The sequence below is a fragment of the Cypionkella sinensis genome, from assembly GCF_042646385.1.
In the GTDB taxonomy this organism is placed as follows: Bacteria; Pseudomonadota; Alphaproteobacteria; order Rhodobacterales; family Rhodobacteraceae; genus Cypionkella; species Cypionkella sinensis.
This window is the reverse complement of the sequence record NZ_JBHRTO010000002.1, coordinates 449749-468929: the sequence shown is the minus strand read 5'-3', so window position 1 is coordinate 468929 and position 19181 is coordinate 449749. Positions and strand designations below refer to the sequence as shown.

Below are 19181 nucleotides of genomic sequence, written 5' to 3'. Positions count from 1 at the left end.
GCGAAGAAACTTCGTAGCGGGGGGTGCAAAACCCCCAGCCTTGATGCCGCAAACCAGCCTGCCCGTTTCAGCCGATCGCCGCCGCTTTCACATCGGCATCAATGAACGGCACATATTGCGCGAAATTGTCGGCAAACATGCCCACCAGCTTTTTCGCCTGCGCATCATAAGCCGCCTTGTCACCCCAGGTCGCACGCGGGTCCAGCAGGGTCGCATCCACCCCCGGCACCGAAACCGGCACCTCAAAGCCAAAGTTCGGATCGCGGCGGAATTCGCCTGCCGACAGGCTGCCATCCAGCGCCGCCGTCAACAAAGCCCGCGTCGCCTTGATCGGCATCCGCTTGCCCTGACCAAACTTGCCGCCGGTCCAGCCGGTGTTCACCAGCCAGCACGACGCGCCAAACTGCGCGATCTTTGCCTGCAACAGCTTGCCATAGACCTCCGGCCGCCGCGGCATGAATGGTGCGCCGAAGCAGGTCGAGAATGTCGGCGTCGGCTCGACAATCCCGCGCTCGGTCCCCGGCGTCTTCGAGGTGAAGCCGGACAGGAAGTGATACATCGCCTGCGCCGGCGTCAGCCGTGCAATCGGCGGCAGCACACCATAAGCATCACAGGTCAGCATGATCACATTCTTCGGATGCCCGCCCATCCCGGTATCCGAAGCGTTCGAGATATACTCTAACGGATAAGCGCAGCGCATGTTTTCGGTCAGGCTGCTGTCAGTGAAATCCAGCTCCAGCGTTTCCTCATCGAACACCATATTCTCGACCACCGTGCCAAAGCGCGAGGTGGTGCCGTAAATCTCCGGCTCTGCCTCTGCCGACAGGTTGATGGTCTTGGCATAGCAGCCGCCCTCAAAGTTGAAGGTGCCGCGATCCGACCAGCCGTGTTCATCATCGCCGATCAGTATCCGCGACGGGTCCGCCGACAAGGTGGTTTTCCCGGTGCCCGAAAGCCCGAAGAACACCGCCGAATCCACCGGATTGCCAATCGCATGGTTGGCCGAGCAATGCATCGGCATCACGCCTTTTTCCGGCAGCAGATAGTTCAGCAGCGTGAACACCGCTTTCTTGTTCTCGCCCGCATAGGCCGTCCCACCAATCAAGATCATCTTGCGGTCAAAGTTCAGCGCGATCACGGTCGAGGTGCGGCAGCCATGCTTGGCCGGGTCAGCCTCGAACGACGGGCAGTTGATCACCGTCCATTCCGGCACGAAGCTGTCCAACTCGGCGCGTGCCGGGCGGCGCAGCATGTGACGGATGAACAGGCCATGCCAGGCCAGTTCTGTCACCATCCGCACGTCCAGCCGGTAAACCGGATCGGCGCCGCCGAACAGGTCCTGCACAAAATACTCGCGCCCCTGCATATGCGCCAGCATATCGGCATAAAGCCGGTCAAACGCCTCCGGCGCCATCGCGGCGTTGTTGCCCCACCAGATCGTATCTTCAACAGCAGCAGTGCGGACGACGAATTTATCCTTGGGCGAGCGGCCGGTAAACTGACCGGTGCTGCACAGGAACGCGCCACCCTTGCCCAAGCGACCCTCGCCACGGGCAACGGCAGCTTCGACCAGCGCAGGCTCGATATAGTTATAATAGACGCGCCCCAGCCCGCTGATGCCCTGATCTTCCAACCGTTGCGATGGGTTCACGCGTCCGTTCGTCATCCTGCAAGCTCCCGTTCCCGCCAATATGCGGCGGTATAGTTTCCAACCCGGTATGCCCCAACTTTGGGCAATTCTGCGAAAACCCATGATCTGGGTCTCGTGTCTTTGGTATAACATGCGGATTTTTCAGGGAATAGGACGCGCCGCGACAGTTAGCGCAACCAAATTCGGGTTAGCGCAACCAAATTGGAGCAGATCGGAAAACTGCGGCAAATTAGTCATTCATTTGGAAATTTAGCGCCTGATGGAGTCTCTGGCATAGGGTGATTCGCAGTTAGCAGTTGCTAACGGGGCAAGGAAAACGGAATATGTGTCAAAAATCAGGCAAGCAGTTCAGGCAAGCCGAGCAGTATAGGGAAGCCCAAACATGGCAAGGATCGCCCTTGTAGACGACGACAGGAATATCCTGACGTCGGTGTCGATGACTCTTGAGGCTGAGGGATTTGAGGTAGAGACGTTCAACGACGGTCAATCCGCGCTGGATGCCTTCAACCGCCGTATGCCAGACATGGCCGTGCTGGATATCAAGATGCCGCGGATGGATGGCATGGATCTGTTGCAGCGCCTGCGCCAGAAATCCACCATGCCGGTGATCTTCCTGACCTCGAAAGATGATGAGATTGACGAGGTTCTCGGCCTGCGGATGGGGGCTGACGATTACGTCAAAAAGCCGTTCAGCCAACGGCTTCTGGTCGAACGCATCCGCGCGCTGCTGCGCCGCAATGATGCGATTGTCACCGGCGAAGTGGCCGTGACCGAAGAAACCAAGATCATGGAGCGTGGGCATCTGCGGATGGATCCGCTGCGGCATTCGGTGGCCTGGAAAGGCCGCGATGTCTCGCTGACCGTGACCGAATTCATGCTGCTGCAAGCACTGGCGCAGCGCCCCGGCTTTGTGAAAAGCCGCGATCAGCTGATGGACGTGGCCTACGACGATCAGGTCTATGTCGATGACCGCACGATTGACAGCCATATCAAGCGCTTGCGCAAGAAGATGCGCTCGGTCGATGACGATTTCTCGGCCATCGAGACGCTCTACGGCATTGGTTATCGCTACAACGAAGAGTGACAGCGAGGCCATGACAGCGGCGCAAAACATATCCATGAAAGACGCAACCCCGGCGAAAAAGCCGGGCGAGTTGCTGTTGGGTGAAGACTGGGTCTCGCCCGAGGTGGTGGCAGACAGCGCCCTGTCAGAAGGTCGCGGCCGGCGCGGGATTGTGTCGCTGAACCGCTCGCCCTTGGCGCGCAAGATTATCGTGTTCAACATCATGGCTCTGGTGATCTTGGTCGCCGGGGTTTTGTTCATGAATCCGTTCCGCGACAGTCTGGTGTTGCAGCGCGAAAAAGCGCTGGTGACAGAGGCGCAGCTGATCTCCAACGTTGTCGAAACCGTAGCGGCCAACACCAACGGCGCGCTGCCCACCCAGCTTTCGGGTCTGGCGATTGCGCCGGGGGTAGAGGTTTTTGTATTTGATCCCAAAGGTTTGCTTGTCACGCATGAGATTGGCCAAGCCCGTGCAGGCGATGCATTGCGCGATGATCGCAAAACGATCATCACCGATCTTCTGAATGGCATATGGGAGGCTGTCTCGGGCCTTGTCAGCATGGGCAACAAGCCGCCCGCCGCCGCCAATGCCGAGGCTTTGGCGCGTGACCTTTATGCCCGTGCGCTGACCGGCAATGTTGCGGTGAACACCGGACGCGGGCCCGATGGCGGCGCACAGTTTTCGGTGGCAAGCCCGGTGCAATACGGCGGTGCTGCGATTGGCGTCATCGTGCTGACCTCGGCCGAGGGCGAGATTGACCGTCTGGTGCGTTATGAGCGCGAGCAGATTCTGCAGATGTTCGTGATCGCGCTGCTGGTCTCGATCGGCCTGTCGCTGGTGCTGGCCTCGACCATCGCCAACCCGCTGTCCGATCTGGCGGCGGCGGCAGAACTGGGCCGTGACCGTGACGCCCGCAAGATGTCACCGGGCCGCGTGCGTATCCCCGATTTGGCGGCCCGCCCGGATGAGATTGGCCGTCTTTCGGTGGCGATGCGTGGCATGGTGGCCGCGCTTTACGACCGCATCGACGCGAACGAACAATTCGCCGCCGATGTCGCGCATGAGATCAAGAACCCGCTCGCCAGCTTGCGCTCTGCCGTAGGCTCGATGCGGATGGTGAAGAAAGAAGAACACCGCGAGAAGCTGCTGAACGTCATCGAACACGATGTGCGGCGGCTGGATCGCTTGGTTTCCGATATCTCCAACGCCTCGCGGCTTGATAGCGAACTGGTGAAAGAGGAAGAGGAAGAATTCAACCTTATCAAGACCCTCGCCAATCTGACCGAATATCTGGGTGATCAGGCGCGCGAGAAAAATGTTGAATTCATCACCGATTTCCCGACCGAACCGATCAAGATCCACGGGCTCGAGGGCCGCTTGGCGCAGGTGTTCGTCAATCTGATCACCAACGCGGTGTCGTTCTGCGATGATGGCGATGCGGTGCGGGTCTGGGCGCGCCGGCGCGAAAACCGCGTGCTGATCGTGGTCGAAGACACTGGCCCCGGCATCCCAGAACAGGCGCTGACCAAGGTGTTCAAGCGCTTTTATTCCGACCGCCCGCCAACACATTTCGGCAATAACTCGGGCCTTGGCCTGTCGATCAGCAAACAGATTGTTGAGGCGCATGGTGGCGTGATCTGGGCCGAAAACATCCGCCCGACCAATGCCGACCCCACCTCTGACCCGCTGGGCGCGCGGTTTGTGGTTGGTCTGCCGGTGTGACCAGCCTGCTGCTGCACGCCAGTTGCGTTGCGGTCAATACCCGCGCGGTGCTGATCCTGGGCGCTGCGGGGGCGGGCAAATCGGCGCTGGCTTTGCAATTGATGGCCTTTGGCGCCGAACTGGTGGCCGACGATCAAACCCAGATCACCGCGCAAGATCAACAGCTTGTCGCCACCTGCCCACCCGCGCTGTCTGGCATGATCGAAGCGCGCGGCGTGGGGCTGCTGCATGCGCCCCCCTGTGCCAGCGCCACGCTGCAACTTGTGGTCGATCTGGATCAGACCGAGACTGCGCGTCTGTCGCCACACCGGATCACAACTTTGCTGGGCGTTTCGCTTCCCCTTGTTCTTGGCGCGCAAACCCCCCATTTTCCAGCTTCGGTCTTGTGCTATCTGAAAGGGGCAAGGCTGGGATGAGGCTGACGTGACGCTTGTAACCGCACCGGGGCAACCCGAACCTGGACCAGAGCATCAACTGGTGCTGATCACCGGCCCCTCGGGCGCGGGGCGGTCTACCGCGATTCATGCGCTGGAAGACCTTGGGTTCGAGGTGATCGACAACCTGCCGCTGTCGCTGGTGCCGCGTCTGATTGATGGCCCCAGCCTGGGCCGCCCGATTGCGCTGGGTCTTGACGTGCGCAACCGCGATTTCAACACCACCGCCCTGATCGAACTGATCGACACGCTGACCCGCGATCCGCGCATCGGGCTGGAACTGATCTATCTTGATTGCGATCCCGGTGAGTTGATCCGCCGCTATTCGCAAACCCGCCGCCGCCATCCGCTTGCCCCGATGGAAACCCCCACCGAAGGCATCGCGCGCGAGATTGATCTGCTTGCCCCGGTCCGGGTGCGCGCCGATCATCTGATCGACACCACCGAGATGTCGCCGCATGATCTGAAGGCCGAGATCGGCAAATGGTTTGACCGTGACGCAACGGAACATATGGCGGTCTCGGTGCAGTCGTTCAGCTACAAACGCGGGCTGCCGCGCGGGTTGGATATGGTTTTTGACTGCCGGTTTCTGGCGAATCCCTACTGGCAGGTTGATCTGCGCGAGAAAGACGGCCGCGATTCTGCCGTGGCCGCGCATATTGAAAGTGACCCGCGGTTCGCGGATTTCTTCCAAAGGTTGCAGGGCCTTGTTTTGATGCTACTTCCGGCCCATCTTGCAGAGGGCAAGGCGCATCTGTCGATTGGCTTTGGCTGCACCGGGGGGCAACATCGCTCTGTTGCAGTTGCAGAAAAACTGGGCAAGGTGCTTGCAGAAGCGGGCTGGCCGGTGTCAAAACGGCACCGTGAATTGGAACGCAGGGCAGCGACGTCGCCTGCTCTAGGGTCGAGGTAAGACACGCGTGATCGGTATCGTGATCGTGGCACATGGCGGCTTGGCGCGGGAATATCTTTCCGCGGTTGAACACGTGGTAGGTCCGCAGACCTCCATGCGGGCGATCGCGATTGAGGATGACCACGACCGTGTCGCCAAACAGCGTGAGATTTGTGACGCCGCCGATGCGGTCGATCAGGGGCAGGGCGTGGTGATGGTGACGGATATGTTTGGCGGCTCGCCGTCCAATCTGTCGCTGATGGCCTGTGCCGCGTCCGAGCGGCGCATTATCTACGGCGCAAATCTGCCGATGCTGATCAAGCTGGCAAAATCGCGCGAACTTCCCGTGACCGAAGCCGTGGCTGCGGCGCTTGAGGCCGGGCGCAAATACATCAATTCGCTGGATCTGGGCGGGGGGGCCTGAACATATGGCCGCGCAAACGCTGCAAATCATGAACGAAAAGGGCCTGCACGCCCGCGCCTCGGCCAAGTTTGTCGAGGTCGTTGAAGAATATGACGCAACGGCACAAGTCAGCAAAGACGGCATGACTGTGTCGGGTGACAGCATCATGGGGCTTTTGATGTTGGCAGCCTCTCGCGGAACCTCTATTGAGGTCTCTACCAGTGGGCCTGCAGCCGCGGCGCTTGCCACGGCTCTGGCGGATTTGGTGGCCAACCGCTTCGGGGAAGAGTTCTGAGGCGCGCGACGGGGAAGGCTTAGGTAGGCTTCGTGACAGATACGCCACAGACAGAGACCGTCATTGCTGCGGGGCCGCCATCGGTCAAGCGCGAATATGACATGCGGCGGCTGTCCTATGCCGGCACCTTCACCAACCCGTTCAAGGCCGGAACCATCCGCGCGATTGAATGGCTGACGGCGAAGATCACCCTGCTGCGCCTGATCCGCGATTTTGAGCGTTCGGGCGCGCCGTTCGGCTCGCCGTTCTGGCCCAAGGCGATCAAGCAGATGGGCATCCGCATTGATACGCCGCCCGAAGAAATCGCGCTGATCCCGCCAACCGGGCCGCTGGTGGTGGTGGCAAACCATCCGCATGGGCTGGTCGATGGCATGATCATGGCCGAAATGGTCAACCGCGTGCGGTCCGATTTCAAGATCCTGACCCGCAGCCTGCTGACGGGTATTCCCGAAGTGGCCGAATTCATGATTCCGGTGCCGTTCCCGCACGAGGAAAACGCCCGCGAACTGGGTCTGCAGATGCGGACGGAAACCATGGCGCATCTGAAGGCGGGCGGTGCCATCATCGTGTTCCCGGCGGGCAAGGTCGCGATGTCGGAAGGCTACTTTGGTCCGGCGATTGAGGCCGAATGGAACGTCTTTACCCATAAGATGATCCAGCGCTCGGGGGCGACGATCCTGCCGATGCATTTCACCGGCCAGAACTCACGCGCGTTTCTGATCGCCAACAAGCTGTCGGATACGCTGCGGCAGGGCCTGCTGCTGTATGAAATCAAGCGCGCCCTGTTCAAACCACAGCGCCCTTATATTGGCGCGCCGATCCCGGCGACCGAATTGGACAAATGGGAAGGCAATCCGCGTGGCTTCTTGGCCTGGCTGCGTGAGCATACGCTGGATCTGGGCAAGAAGGCCTGACAGCCCGCATGGTTGACGGGCGGTGAATGGCGAAGCCTAACCTGTTGATCTCAAAGTGATATGAAGTGGTCCCAACGCGGGACCATCACCGCGTCGGCACCGGCGTCTCGCCGCGATAGTCATAAAACCCGCGCTGAGTCTTCCGCCCCAGCCAGCCCGCCTCGACATATTTCGACAGCAGCGGGCAGGGCCGATATTTGGTGTCGCCCAAGCCGTCATGCAGCACGTTCATGATGGCAAGGCAGGTATCCAGCCCGATGAAATCCGCCAGTTCCAGCGGCCCCATCGGATGATTGGCCCCCAGCTTCAGGCTCTCATCAATCGACTTCACCGAGCCGACGCCCTCATACAGCGTATAAACCGCCTCATTGATCATCGGCATCAGGATGCGGTTGACGATAAAGGCCGGAAAATCCTCGGCGCTTGCAGCGGTCTTGCCCAGACGGGCGACCACGGCAAGCAGGGTATCATAGGTTTCCTTGTCAGTGGCGATGCCCCGGATCAGTTCCACCAGTTGCATCACCGGCACCGGGTTCATGAAATGAAAGCCCATGAACTTCTCCGGCCGATCCGTGCGGCTGGCCAGCCGCGTGATCGAGATCGACGAGGTGTTCGAGGTCAGGATCGTCTGCGGCGCCAGATGCGGCAACAGCCCGTCAAAGATCGCGTTCTTGATGGCTTCCTTTTCAGTTGCAGCCTCGATGACCAGATCCAGCGGTCCCAGATCGGCCAGCACTTCCGTGGTCTTGATCCGCGTCATCGCCGCGGCCTTGTCCTCGGCGGCGAGTTTGCCCCGGCTGACCTGGCGTTCCATATTCTTGTCGATGGTGGCGATGGCCTTGGCCAGCATGTCCGGGTTTACGTCGTTCAACAGCACATCATACCCGGCCATCGCGAACACATGCGCAATCCCGTTGCCCATCTGCCCCGCCCCTACGATGCCCACCGACCGGATTTCCATACCAACGCCCCTTTGCTGCCGTGCGGCACCATACGCAGCCATGGGGGGCAGGCGCAACCCTGTGGCGCTTGGGAACAATTCGCCACAAATGCCCGCATTAGCGATTTGGAAAGGCGATTCGGGCAGAGTCGATCTTGGGTGTTAAGACGAATGGGTGGGCTATGGCGTATGTATTTCCCGGCGAGGGGTCGCTGGATTATTTTCCGTGCCGTTATGGCGACTCGCGGATTCTGTTTCGCGGGCCAAGGCGTGATATCGAACGGGCCTATGTGGCGGTGCTGGGGGGCACCGAGACTTATGGCAAATTCGTGCCCGCGCCTTTCCCCGATCTGATCGAGCGGGAGTTGGGTCTGCCGGTCGCCAATCTGGGCTGCATGAACGCAGGGCCGGATGTGTTTCTGAATGAGGTTGCGGTGACAAAGGTCGCGGCCCAAGCCACGGTGACGGTGGTGCAGATTCTGGGCGCACAGAACCTGTCGAACCGCTACTATGCCGTGCATCCACGCCGCAATGATCGCTTTCTGGGCGCCACGCCGCTGCTGCGCGCGATTTATCCGCGCGTTGACTTTACCGAGTTCAATTTCACCCGGCACATGCTGATGTCGCTACAGGCCGCCTCTGCCGACAAGTTTGAGGTGGTGGCCGAAGAGCTGCGCGCGGCATGGGTGACGCGGATGAAGCTGTTGCTGTCACGGCTGGGGCCACGGGTGATTCTGCTCTGGGTCTCTGATCAACCGCCACCACCGCCCACACGGCGGGTCAATCTGGAACGCCAGCCGTTGCTGATTGACAGCGAGATGATCGCCGCCATCCGTGCGCCCGCTGCGGAATATGTCGAGGCTGTCATCAGCCATGCTGCGCTGTCGCAGGGGGTAGAGGGGATGGCCTTTGCCCCGATGCAGGCCCCTGCTGCGGCGGGGTTGCCGGGGCCTGTGGCGCATCAAGAAGTGGCCGATCTTCTGATGCCCGCCATTCACCGGCTGATGTAAAAAAGGGCGCCGCAAGGCGCCCCTTCTGTTGCGATGCACACGAAGCTACAGCTTTTCGATCAGTTCCGGCACCACGGCGAACAGATCGCCCACCAGACCATAATCAGCCACTTGGAAGATCGGCGCTTCTTCATCCTTGTTGATCGCGACGATGACTTTGCTGTCCTTCATCCCGGCAAGGTGTTGAATAGCGCCGGAAATCCCGACGGCAACGTAAAGCTGCGGCGCCACGACCTTGCCGGTCTGACCGACTTGCCAATCGTTCGGCGCATAGCCCGAATCGACTGCTGCGCGCGAAGCACCCACGGCTGCGCCCAGTTTGTCCGCCAGTTTCTCGATCAGATCGAAGCTTTCCTTGCTGCCCACGCCACGGCCGCCCGAAACCACGATGCCTGCGCTGGTCAGTTCGGGGCGATCCGAGGTTGCGGTCTTGTCTTCGACCCAAGCCGACAGACCAGCTTCACCCGGCCCACCGATTTTCTCGACAGCCGCCGAGCCGTTGGCCTCAACTGCGGTAAAGGTGGCGGTGCGGACGGTGAACACCTTCTTCGCATCCGCCGATTTCACGGTTTGCACCGCGTTGCCAGCGTAGATCGGGCGCTCAAACGTGTCGGCATCGACCACGGCGGTCGCATCCGAGATCACCATCACGTCCAGCAAAGCCGCGACGCGCGGCAGCACGTTCTTGTTGAACGCGGTGGCAGCACCGCAGATGTGGCTGTAGTTGCCAGCCAACCCCACCACCAAAGCGGCGGTGGATTCTGCCATGCCATGGCAATAGGCGTGGTCATCGGCGAACAACACTTTGGAAACGCCCGACAATTTTGCAGCCTCGGCAGCGGCAGCATCGCCGCCCGTGCCAGCCACCAGCACATGCACTTCGCCAAGCGAAGCCACAGCGGCTAGGGTTTTTGCAACGGCGTCGGTCGCCAAAGCGCCTTCGTTCACATCCGCAATCAGCAGAACGGCCATCAGATCACCCCCGCTTCGTCTTTGAGTTTCGCGATCAGCTCGTCGACCGAGCCCACCTTCACGCCAGCCTTGCGGCCTGCGGGTTCAACGGTTTTCACCACGCTCAGGCGCGGCGCAACATCAACGCCGTAGTCTGCCGGGGTCTTGGCGGCCAAAGGCTTGGCCTTGGCTTTCATGATATTCGGCAGCGAGGCATAGCGCGGCTCGTTCAGGCGCAAATCGACCGAAACGATGGTCGGCATTTTCACCGAAATGGTTTGCAGACCGCCATCAACTTCACGGGTCACAACGGCCTTGTCGCCCTCAATCGCCAGCTCGGAAACGAAGGTTGCCTGGCTCCAGCCCAGCAGTGCCGACAGCATCTGCCCGGTGGCATTCATATCGTTATCAATGGCTTGTTTGCCGCACAGCACGATGCCGGGGGCTTCTTCCTTGACAACAGCGGCCAGCAGCTTGGCAACCGAAAGCGGCTCGATATCGGTGTGCACATTGTCGGTGGCTTCAATCAGGATCGCACGATCTGCACCCATCGCCAAAGCGGTGCGCAGGGTTTCCTGGCTTTGCTTCACGCCGATAGAGACCACGACAACCTCGGTTGCCACGCCTTTTTCCTTCAGCCGGATCGCTTCTTCGACAGCGATCTCGTCAAACGGGTTCATCGACATTTTCACATTGGCCAGATCGACGCCGGAACCGTCCGCTTTCACGCGCACTTTCACGTTGTAGTCGATCACACGTTTGACAGGTACAAGAACCTTCATCGCGCATATCTCCGTTCAATGGCCCGAAGGCCGCCCAAGCTCTCGCAGACCTCATATCGTGTTGAGGGCTTGGGTAACAGACCAAAACCGACAGAAATTTGCGGCGGGACGTCGCGTCTAGCGCGTCAATCCCGGCACCCACAACACGTCGTCTTGGCCATCATTATTCGCGATCCGGCCCGCCACAAAAAACCAATCCGACAACCGGTTGAGGTATTTCACCGCCTCGGGGTTCACCACTTCGGTGGCTGCCAGTTCCACCACCAGCCGCTCGGCCCGCCGCGACACTGTGCGGCACAGGTGCAACTGCGCCGCCAAGGCGCTTCCCCCGGGCAGGATAAAGCTGCGCAGCGGGGTGAGGCGCGCGTTCATCGTGTCAATTTCGGATTCCAGCCGCGCTACTTGCGCCGCGATCATCCGCAGGCGCGGGTAGGGGGCGGTGGCATCATTCTCGATATCCGGGGTGCAAAGATCGGCACCCAGATCGAACAGATCGTTGGAAATCCGCTGCAAGGCGGCGTCGATTTCGCCGCTGGCATGTTGCCGCGCCAGCCCGACCGTCGCATTGGTTTCGTCCACCGTGCCATAGGCATTGACCCGCGCCGAATGTTTCGGCACCCGCGCGCCATTGCCCAAGGCCGTTTCGCCCTTGTCACCCGTTTTGGTGTAGATCTTCGACAGAACGACCATCAGTTGCCCCCCCGGCTGCGCCACCAGGCGTAGCCGACGATGATGATCACCGCCCCGGCCTGCGCGATAATTCTGTATCGCATCAAGCGGTTAGAGTGTTTGCGGTTGAACTCGCCGCCTTTGGCGAAGCTGCCAATACCGATCATCAGAATGATCAGCACCAAAAAGCAGGCAAGCACACCAATGATGAAGATAGGGTCGCTGAACATGCGGTTTCCTTTCGCGTTGCCCCTGATTTAGGCGCTTGATGCGGAAAAGCGAACTGCAAAACGCCGATCAGCCCTTCGAGATCATCCAATCCAGCGCCCATGTCGGCAGGATACGCCGCGCAAAGCCCATCAGATGGGTCGGCGTGGTGACGTAATAGCGCGGTTTCGGGCGGGCCGATTCCAGCGCGTGGATCAGCTTTTCGGTGACGGCGGATGCTGGAAGCTCCCACCGATCCTTGGGGCCAGCCTCGTAAAGCCGCCCGCGCAAGGACGCGTATTCTGCCGCGCGGGCCGAGTTTTGCCAATCAATCCAACGCTCAAAATGCGGGATCGCCTTTTCCCGGATCGCGGTGCCGATCGGCCCCGGCTCGATCAGGATCACCTTGATGCCGGTATCGGCCATCTCGATGCGCAGCACATCCGTCAGCCCCTCCATGGCGAATTTCGTCGCCACGTAAGCGCCGCGCCATTTCAGCGCCACCAGCCCAAGCACCGACGAGCAGTTGATAATCCGCCCGCCGCCCTGCGCCCGCATCAGCGGAATCACCCGGCGCGTCAGGTCGTGATAGCCAAACAGATTGGTTTCAAAAATCGACCGCAGCGCGCCACGCGGCAGGTCTTCCACCGCGCCGGGACAGGCAAAAGCGCCATTGTTGTAAAGCGCATCCAGCCTGCCACCCGTGCGCGCCACCACCTCGACCACCGCTGCCTCGACGCTCGCCTCATCGGCGTAGTCCAGCACGAAACTCTCCAGCCCCTCGGCGCGAAGCCGTTCGCAATCAGGCTCTTGCCGACAGGTGGCAAACACCCGCCAGCCCCGCGCTTTCAGGCCGCGTGCGGCGTCCAGACCGATGCCCGACGAGCATCCGGTGATCAAAATCGTGCGTTCCATGCCTGCTGCCCTTTTTGGGTTTTCCCCTTGGTAAGGGCTGGCGCAGGTTTCGACAATCTCTCAGTTGCAGAACGACTGCTTGCCGAAACTCACTCGCTCAGCAAGCGGCTGGCGATATAGCCCTCAACGCCATCGCCTTCGATTCGGATCAGCGACCAGCCATCCGCACCCTCGCCCTGCACCACCACCAGCACAGATTCGCCGCGACCCAGACGCCCCACCACATCAAAATCCTGACCGGGGCCTGACCGCACATTGGCCGATTTCGTGTTCACCACCATCAAAACGCCCGGCGTCAGATCGGGCGCGCTGGCTTCCGCCGCGCTTGCGGGCGTTACAACCGCCGGTGTCGCCGCCATCAGCGGCGCATCGGGCACAAAGGCGGCTTGCGTCAGACTGGCCACCACCGGCGTGGCGGGTTGCGGCGCGATCTCTGCCACAACAGGCGCAGCTTGCACTGTGCGCGCGGCTGGGGTCTCAGGCGCAGTTGGCTGGGCCATCAAGCCAAACCGTTGCTGACCATGGTTGGCCCCACCAAAAATCATCGCTGCATAAAGACCAGCGCAAAGGAAAAAGGTCAGTTTAAACATCTCGCCGGCACCCCACTGAAGTGCTGCACCCATAGCACGAGCCTACGCGGTGTAGAGTGGAAAAAACAGCGATTCTTCCCCCCTCGGCCATCCCTGCCGTCCTGCCCGATGCTTTTTCTGGCTGGACCAGATCGCAGGCCGGCACTACACCACATCCATGTCCGAACCCGATGATGACCCCAAGATAGAGTCTGTAACCCTTGCCGAGCCTTTGGCCCGCGCGATTGGCGAACGCTATCTGACCTATGCCTTGTCGACGATCATGCACCGGGCCTTGCCCGATGCGCGGGATGGTCTGAAACCGGTTCATCGCCGTATCCTTTACGCTATGCGAGAGCTAAAGCTTTCAGCGACCTCTGCGTTCCGTAAGTCTGCAAAAATATCTGGCGACGTGATGGGCAACTATCACCCGCATGGCGACGCTGCGATTTACGATGCGATGGCGCGGCTCGCGCAGGATTTCAACGTCCGCTATCCGCTGGTCGATGGCCAAGGCAACTTTGGCAACATCGACGGCGATAATCCGGCAGCCTCCCGTTATACCGAAGCCCGCCTGACCGCGATTGCCGAGACATTGATGGAGGGGTTGACCGAAAACGCGGTCGATTTCCGCCCCAACTATGACGGCACGCTGGAAGAACCCGTGGTGATGCCCGCCGCCTTCCCGAACCTGCTGGCCAATGGCTCGTCAGGGATCGCGGTTGGCATGGCCACCAACATTCCGCCGCACAACCTCGATGAATTGATTCTGGGCTGTCACGCCATGATGGCCGATCCCGCGATCAGCGATGAGGCCTTGGTCGAGATCATCCCCGGCCCCGATTTCCCCACCGGCGGCGTGATGATCGAACCCCGCGCCACGATGATCGAAGCCTATCGCACCGGGCGCGGCAGCTTCCGCACGCGGGCGAAATGGCAGGTCGAAGACTTGGGCCGTGGCACTTGGCAGATCGTGATCACCGAGATCCCGTATCAGGTGCAGAAATCCAAGCTGATCGAAAAGCTTGCCGAACTGATCCAGACCAAGAAAGTGCCGCTGCTGGCCGATGTGCGCGACGAATCCGCCGATGACATCCGCATCGTGCTGGAACCCCGCTCGCGCACGGTTGAGGCCGATATGCTGATGGCGGCACTGTTCAAGACCTCAGACCTTGAGGCCCGCTTCAGTCTGAACATGAACGTGCTGATCGACGGGCGGCAGCCGAAAGTGTGCAGCCTCAAGGAAGTGTTGCGCGCCTTTCTCGATCATCGCCGCGATGTGTTGCAACGCCGCAGCCAGCACCGGATGGAAAAGATCGACCACCGGCTTGAGGTGCTGGAAGGTTTCATCATCACCTTCCTGAATCTGGATCGCGTGATCGACATCATCCGCTATGACGATGATCCCAAAGCCGCTTTGATGGCCGAACATTGGGGCAAGCCGCACAAGCGCGCGATGTCCGAGAAAGACTATGTGCCGCCGAAACCCGGCGATGGCGAGTTGACCGAGGTTCAGGCCGAAGCCATCCTGAACATGCGCCTGCGCTCGTTGCGCCGTCTGGAAGAAATGGAACTGATCGCCGAGCGTGACGCCTTGATGGCCGAACGCGCGGGATTGGCCGATCTGCTCGACAGCGACCGGCTGCAATGGAAGCAGATCGGCGTCGAGTTGGACGACATCCGCAAGCGCTTTGGCAAAGACACCGTGATCGGCAAGCGGCGCACTGCTTTCGCCGAGGCGGGCGAGGTCGAGGAAGTCAGCTTTGAAGCGATGATCGAGCGCGAACCGATCACCGTGGTCTGCTCGCAAATGGGCTGGATCAGGGCATTGAAGGGCCATGTGGACCTTTCGGCAGAACAGAAGTTCAAGGATGGCGATGCCGCCCGCTTTGCCTTCCATGCCGAGACCACCGACAAGATCCTGCTGATTGGTGCCAACGGTCGCTTCTACACGCTGATCGGGGTCAACCTGCCCGGCGGGCGCGGCATGGGGGAACCCGTGCGCCTTATGGTCGATCTGCCGAATGATTCCGAGATTGTGGATCTGCAAATCTTCCGCCCCGGTGAAAAGCTGCTGGTGGCCTCCAGCGCCGGTGATGGCTTTATCGTCGCCTCGGATGAGGTTCTGGCCCAGACGCGGACGGGTAAGCAGGTGCTGACTCTTGGTGCTGGCGTGAAAACCGCGATCTGCCGCAAGGTGCAGGGCGATCATGTCGCGGTGGTGGGTGATAACCGCAAGGTGCTGGTGTTCCCGCTGACCGAACTGCCGGAAATGGCCAAAGGCAAGGGCGTGCGCTTGCAGAAATACAAGGATGGCGGGCTGTCGGATGCCACCACCTTTGTTCTGGCCGCTGGCCTTGCCTGGAAAGACCCGGCAGGCCGCACCCGGACCGAAACCGATCTGGCCGAATGGATCGGCGCGCGCGCCACGGCAGGCCGAATGGCCCCGCGTGGCTTCCCGCGCGACAATCGCTTCAACTGAACCGCATCGCTCCCGCAGCAAGGCCGGGGCAAGGGGGGGCAGGGGGGACATGCGTCCCCCCTGCCCCCCCTTCCGCCCTTGAACCAAGCCCGCGCAGCCGTTACCTTGCGCGGTGGTGCAGCAATCAGGAATCCTCAAGCATGGCGCAGCGTCTTCATCTGGTGTTTGGCGGCGAACTCGTCAGCCCGCAAAAGAATGTGTTCAAGGATGTCAGCCAGATTCATATCGTGGGCATGTATCCTGACTATGCGACTGCCTTCGGTGCTTGGAAGGCCGAGGCGCAGCGCACAGTCGACAATGCCCATATGCGCTATTTCATCGCCCATATTCACCGTCTGCGCGAAGAAGGTGTGCCGGGCTCGCTGACCGAGGAGATGGGCGCGTAAGCGACCGTTCTTTATGGCACTTTCGCTAGGCCGCACGCTGTATAACCTGACCGGACGCCGCGCGTCTGGCATCGAGGCGGCGCGGCCAGCTCGGCCTGCGGGCGATCTAATCTGGCTGCACGCGGCTGAGTTGGGCTGCGCGCGCGGCTTGCGGCAACTGGCGTTGCGGCTGGTCGAAGAATTGGGCGTGACGGTGCTGCTGACCTGTCCCGATGCGGTGCCGCTGACCGCCGATATGCTGCATCAGCCGCCGCCGCCCGACACCCCAGCCGAGGCGCGGGCGTTTCTGGCGCATTGGGCCCCGGCTTTGGCGATCATCGCCGAGGGCGAGGTGCGCCCCGCCCTGATGCTAGAGGCTGCCGAACGTCGCTTGCCGATGATCATGGTGGATGCCCGCGCGCCGTTTCTGCTCAAGGCGCGCGAGGGCTGGTATCCGGGTCTGATGCGTCAGGCCTTGCAATCGGTGCGGCAGGTGCTGGCGGTGGATGAAGCCGCCGCCCGTGCCTTTCGTCGTGCGGGCGCGCCAGAAGTCGCCGTCTCGGGCCGGATGGAGGAGCCATCGGCGGCGCTCAGCTATCACGAACCCGAACGCGCGGCGCTGGCGGCGCTGATGGCGACGCGCCCGGTGTGGCTGGCGGTGGATGTGCCAGCGGCAGAGGAGGCTGCGGTGATCGCGGCGCACCGCTCGGCCCTGCGGCTGGCACATCGGTTGCTGCTTATTCTGGTGCCGCAAGACCCGGCGCGGGGGGCGGAACTGGCTGCTGCGATCGAAGCCGCCGAAGGTTGGACCGTGGCGCAGCGCGGCCTTGATCAAGAGCCGGATGCCGAAACCGAGGTTTACATCGCGGATTCGGCTGTGGAATATGGGTTGTGGTATCGGCTGGCACCCGTCAGCTACCTAGGCGGGTCATTGCTGGGCGAGGGCTGCGCGCGCAACCCGATGGAGCCTGCGGCCTTGGGCTCGGCCATCATCTACGGGCCAAGGCCAGGCGGATATGGCAGCGTGTTCGGCCGCTTGGGGGCCGCGCAGGCGGCGCGGGCGGTCGGCTCTGCGGGCGATCTTGGTGATGCGCTCAGCGATCTTCTTGCCCCGGATCGCGCGGCGCGGTTGGCGCAGGCGGCCTGGACTTTGGCCTCGGACGGGGTCGAGGTCACCGACCGCGTGGTCGATTTCGCGCGCGGCGTGCTGGATGGGGAAAGCTGATGCGGGAACCGGGGTTTTGGCGCAATCCTGCGGATCGACCGGGCCTATGGGCGCGGCTGTTGGCGCCTTTGGGCTGGGTCTATGCCGCAGCCACGGCGCGGCGATTGCGCCGGGCGGGGTATCAGGCTTCGGTGCCAGTGATCTGCATCGGCAATATCAATGCAGGTGGCACCGGCAAGACTCCGACCACGATGGCGCTGATCGAACGGCTGATCGCACGCGGGCGGCGAGTCGCGGTGGTCAGCCGCGGGCACGGCGGCAGCCTCGCCGGGCCGGTGCAGGTGGCATCGGGGCATCGGGCCGATCAGGTGGGGGATGAGCCGCTGCTGCTGGCGGCCTTCTGCGATGTCTGGGTCGCCAAGGATCGCGCGGCGGGCGTGCAGGCTGCCGAGGCCGCGGGGGCTGAGGTGATCTTGCTGGACGACGGCTTTCAGAACCCCGCGGTGGTGAAGGACATCTCGATTGTCGTGGTCGATGCCGCCGTCGGCTTTGGCAATGGCCGCTGTATTCCCGCCGGACCGCTGCGGGAACCGGCTGCGGTGGGTCTCAAGCGGGCCGATTTCGTGCTGGCGATTGGCGACGGCTTTGCGGTGCAAGGCGTGCCGCTTCTGCGGGGGCGGCTGGAAGTGCTGCGGATGGGGATGGATTGGGCGGGCGAGCGGGTGCTGGCTTTCGCCGGGATCGGGCGGCCCGAGAAATTCTTCGCCACCCTGCGCGGTGAGGGTGCTGTGCTGGTGCGGGGCGAGGCTTTGGATGATCACCAGCCCTTGTCCGAGGCTTTGCTGGCGCGGCTTGAGATCGAGGCCTTCGCCAAGGGGGCGCAACTGGTGACGACGGAAAAGGACGCGGTGCGGCTGCCAGAGGCCTTCCGTTCTCGGGTGCTGACACTGCCCGTGCGGCTGCGGATCGAGGATTGGGGCCCGCTCGACGCAGCCTTTGATCGGATGGGAATTTGAACGGTCCCAACTCGGGACCAAATCGCAGGTAATGAATTCAACGGGTTAAAGGGGGGTCGTTCAGGTTTTGTTAACCTTTGCCCCCATACCCGCAGCAGAAAGGACATCTCATGTCGAATATCGAAACACTTTTCGTCACCCGCCTCTACCGCGCTGCTTTGGCCGAGCAGGGCAAGCCGGTTGATCTGGCAGAGTTGGAAAACTCTTGCCTTGCCATCGCCGAAGATGACGAGGCCGGGCAGGATTGGTGCGAAAAGCACGGCTATGCGGGCTATACCAGCTATGCCTCGCTGGATGATCTGCCGTGGCGGTTTCCGATCTTCAAGGCGCTGGTCAAGAGCTTAGACAAGCATGTCGAAGGTTTCGCCAAGGATCTGCAATTCGATCTGGGCGAGAAAAAGCTGAAACTCGACAGCCTGTGGATCAACATTCTGCCGCAGGGCGGGATGCACAGCTCACACATCCACCCGCACAGCGTCATTTCGGGCACCACCTATGTAACGATGCCGAAGGGCACATCCGCGATCAAGTTTGAAGACCCTCGGCTGCCGATGATGATGGCCGCCCCGCCGCGCAAGGCCAAGGTGCGCGATGAGTTGCGCACCTTCATCTACCGCACGCCCGAGGCTGGCGAAGTGCTGATGTGGGAAAGCTGGCTGCGCCATGAGGTGCCGATGAATATGGCCGAGGAAGATCGCATCAGCGTGAGTTTTAATTATAATTGGGGGTGAGAGG

General features: G+C 61.4%; 21 protein-coding genes. 13 read left to right on the top strand and 8 right to left on the bottom strand.

Translation table 11 applies throughout. From position 1 onward, the window contains the following. Positions 1-67: 67 nt before the first annotated feature. Positions 68-1666, bottom strand: a complete 1599-nt coding sequence (locus ACFOGH_RS17450) for a phosphoenolpyruvate carboxykinase (protein ID WP_380074444.1) — start codon at positions 1664-1666, stop codon at positions 68-70. A 367-nt stretch (positions 1667-2033) separates the two neighbouring features. Between ACFOGH_RS17450 and ACFOGH_RS17445 the strand changes: the two genes are divergently transcribed. From ACFOGH_RS17445 to ACFOGH_RS17415, 7 genes are read left to right on the top strand one after another with little or no spacing between them, the layout of a single operon-like run. Beyond that, the gene (locus ACFOGH_RS17445; protein ID WP_380074443.1) at positions 2034-2735 is read left to right on the top strand and encodes a response regulator; all 702 of its coding nucleotides are present in this window, start codon (positions 2034-2036) and stop codon (positions 2733-2735) included. Positions 2736-2745: 10 nt separating this feature from the next. Then, on the top strand, positions 2746-4437 hold the full coding sequence (locus ACFOGH_RS17440; RefSeq protein WP_380074442.1) for a sensor N-terminal transmembrane domain-containing protein: 1692 nt from the start codon (positions 2746-2748) through the stop codon (positions 4435-4437). Beyond that, positions 4434-4853, top strand: a complete 420-nt coding sequence (locus ACFOGH_RS17435) for an HPr kinase/phosphorylase (RefSeq protein ID WP_380074441.1) — start codon at positions 4434-4436, stop codon at positions 4851-4853. Before ACFOGH_RS17440 ends, ACFOGH_RS17435 begins: the two co-directional genes overlap by 4 nt. Positions 4854-4860: 7 nt before the next feature. Continuing rightward, complete coding sequence (rapZ, locus tag ACFOGH_RS17430) at positions 4861-5784, top strand: RNase adapter RapZ (RefSeq protein WP_380074440.1); 924 nt, start codon at positions 4861-4863, stop codon at positions 5782-5784. Positions 5785-5791: 7 nt separating this feature from the next. Then, positions 5792-6187, top strand: a complete 396-nt coding sequence (locus ACFOGH_RS17425; RefSeq protein ID WP_380074439.1) for a PTS sugar transporter subunit IIA — start codon at positions 5792-5794, stop codon at positions 6185-6187. A 4-nt stretch (positions 6188-6191) separates the two neighbouring features. Beyond that, on the top strand, positions 6192-6461 hold the full coding sequence (locus ACFOGH_RS17420) for an HPr family phosphocarrier protein (RefSeq protein WP_380074438.1): 270 nt from the start codon (positions 6192-6194) through the stop codon (positions 6459-6461). A gap of 32 nt (positions 6462-6493) precedes the next feature. Further along, the gene (locus ACFOGH_RS17415) at positions 6494-7375 is read left to right on the top strand and encodes a lysophospholipid acyltransferase family protein (protein ID WP_380074437.1); all 882 of its coding nucleotides are present in this window, start codon (positions 6494-6496) and stop codon (positions 7373-7375) included. Between the two features lie 85 nt (positions 7376-7460). Here the strand turns inward: ACFOGH_RS17415 and ACFOGH_RS17410 are convergent, their stop codons facing one another. Further along, positions 7461-8336, bottom strand: coding sequence for a 3-hydroxybutyryl-CoA dehydrogenase (locus ACFOGH_RS17410; RefSeq protein ID WP_380074436.1), 876 nt, complete (start codon positions 8334-8336; stop codon positions 7461-7463). A 161-nt stretch (positions 8337-8497) separates the two neighbouring features. Between ACFOGH_RS17410 and ACFOGH_RS17405 the strand changes: the two genes are divergently transcribed. Further along, a complete protein-coding gene (locus ACFOGH_RS17405) occupies positions 8498-9325 on the top strand; it encodes a DUF6473 family protein (protein WP_380074435.1) in 828 nt (275 codons plus the stop codon). Positions 9326-9370: 45 nt separating this feature from the next. Here ACFOGH_RS17405 and ACFOGH_RS17400 read toward each other — a convergent pair whose 3' ends face one another. From ACFOGH_RS17400 to ACFOGH_RS17375, 6 genes are all read right to left on the bottom strand, one after another. Then, positions 9371-10297: an electron transfer flavoprotein subunit alpha/FixB family protein gene (locus ACFOGH_RS17400; RefSeq protein WP_380074434.1), complete on the bottom strand. Its 927-nt coding sequence runs from the start codon at positions 10295-10297 to the stop codon at positions 9371-9373. After that, positions 10297-11058: an electron transfer flavoprotein subunit beta/FixA family protein gene (locus tag ACFOGH_RS17395; protein ID WP_380074433.1), complete on the bottom strand. Its 762-nt coding sequence runs from the start codon at positions 11056-11058 to the stop codon at positions 10297-10299. The genes ACFOGH_RS17400 and ACFOGH_RS17395 overlap by 1 nt, the downstream gene beginning before the upstream one ends. A 117-nt stretch (positions 11059-11175) precedes the next feature. After that, entirely contained in the window at positions 11176-11748 is a 573-nt protein-coding gene (locus ACFOGH_RS17390) for a cob(I)yrinic acid a,c-diamide adenosyltransferase (RefSeq protein ID WP_380074432.1), read from the bottom strand. Next, positions 11748-11957 (bottom strand): twin transmembrane helix small protein, encoded by a 210-nt coding sequence (locus ACFOGH_RS17385; protein ID WP_380074431.1) that lies wholly within the window; start codon positions 11955-11957, stop codon positions 11748-11750. Before ACFOGH_RS17385 ends, ACFOGH_RS17390 begins: the two co-directional genes overlap by 1 nt. 67 nt (positions 11958-12024) lie before the next feature. Beyond that, a complete protein-coding gene (locus tag ACFOGH_RS17380) occupies positions 12025-12849 on the bottom strand; it encodes an SDR family NAD(P)-dependent oxidoreductase (RefSeq protein WP_380074430.1) in 825 nt (274 codons plus the stop codon). Between the two features lie 89 nt (positions 12850-12938). Beyond that, positions 12939-13349, bottom strand: coding sequence for an SH3 domain-containing protein (locus tag ACFOGH_RS17375; protein ID WP_380074429.1), 411 nt, complete (start codon positions 13347-13349; stop codon positions 12939-12941). A 247-nt stretch (positions 13350-13596) separates the two neighbouring features. Here ACFOGH_RS17375 and ACFOGH_RS17370 point away from each other — a divergent pair, with 247 nt between their 5' ends. From ACFOGH_RS17370 to ACFOGH_RS17350, 5 genes are all read left to right on the top strand, one after another. Continuing rightward, positions 13597-15900: a DNA topoisomerase IV subunit A gene (locus ACFOGH_RS17370; RefSeq protein WP_380074428.1), complete on the top strand. Its 2304-nt coding sequence runs from the start codon at positions 13597-13599 to the stop codon at positions 15898-15900. Between the two features lie 140 nt (positions 15901-16040). Next, the gene (locus tag ACFOGH_RS17365; protein WP_284323602.1) at positions 16041-16286 is read left to right on the top strand and encodes a DUF4170 domain-containing protein; all 246 of its coding nucleotides are present in this window, start codon (positions 16041-16043) and stop codon (positions 16284-16286) included. A gap of 13 nt (positions 16287-16299) precedes the next feature. Continuing rightward, on the top strand, positions 16300-17490 hold the full coding sequence (locus ACFOGH_RS17360; RefSeq protein ID WP_380074427.1) for a 3-deoxy-D-manno-octulosonic acid transferase: 1191 nt from the start codon (positions 16300-16302) through the stop codon (positions 17488-17490). After that, the gene (gene lpxK, locus ACFOGH_RS17355) at positions 17490-18446 is read left to right on the top strand and encodes a tetraacyldisaccharide 4'-kinase (protein WP_380074426.1); all 957 of its coding nucleotides are present in this window, start codon (positions 17490-17492) and stop codon (positions 18444-18446) included. The genes ACFOGH_RS17360 and lpxK overlap by 1 nt, the downstream gene beginning before the upstream one ends. Positions 18447-18556: 110 nt before the next feature. After that, positions 18557-19177, top strand: coding sequence for a TIGR02466 family protein (locus ACFOGH_RS17350; RefSeq protein WP_380074425.1), 621 nt, complete (start codon positions 18557-18559; stop codon positions 19175-19177). Positions 19178-19181: the final 4 nt, after the last annotated feature.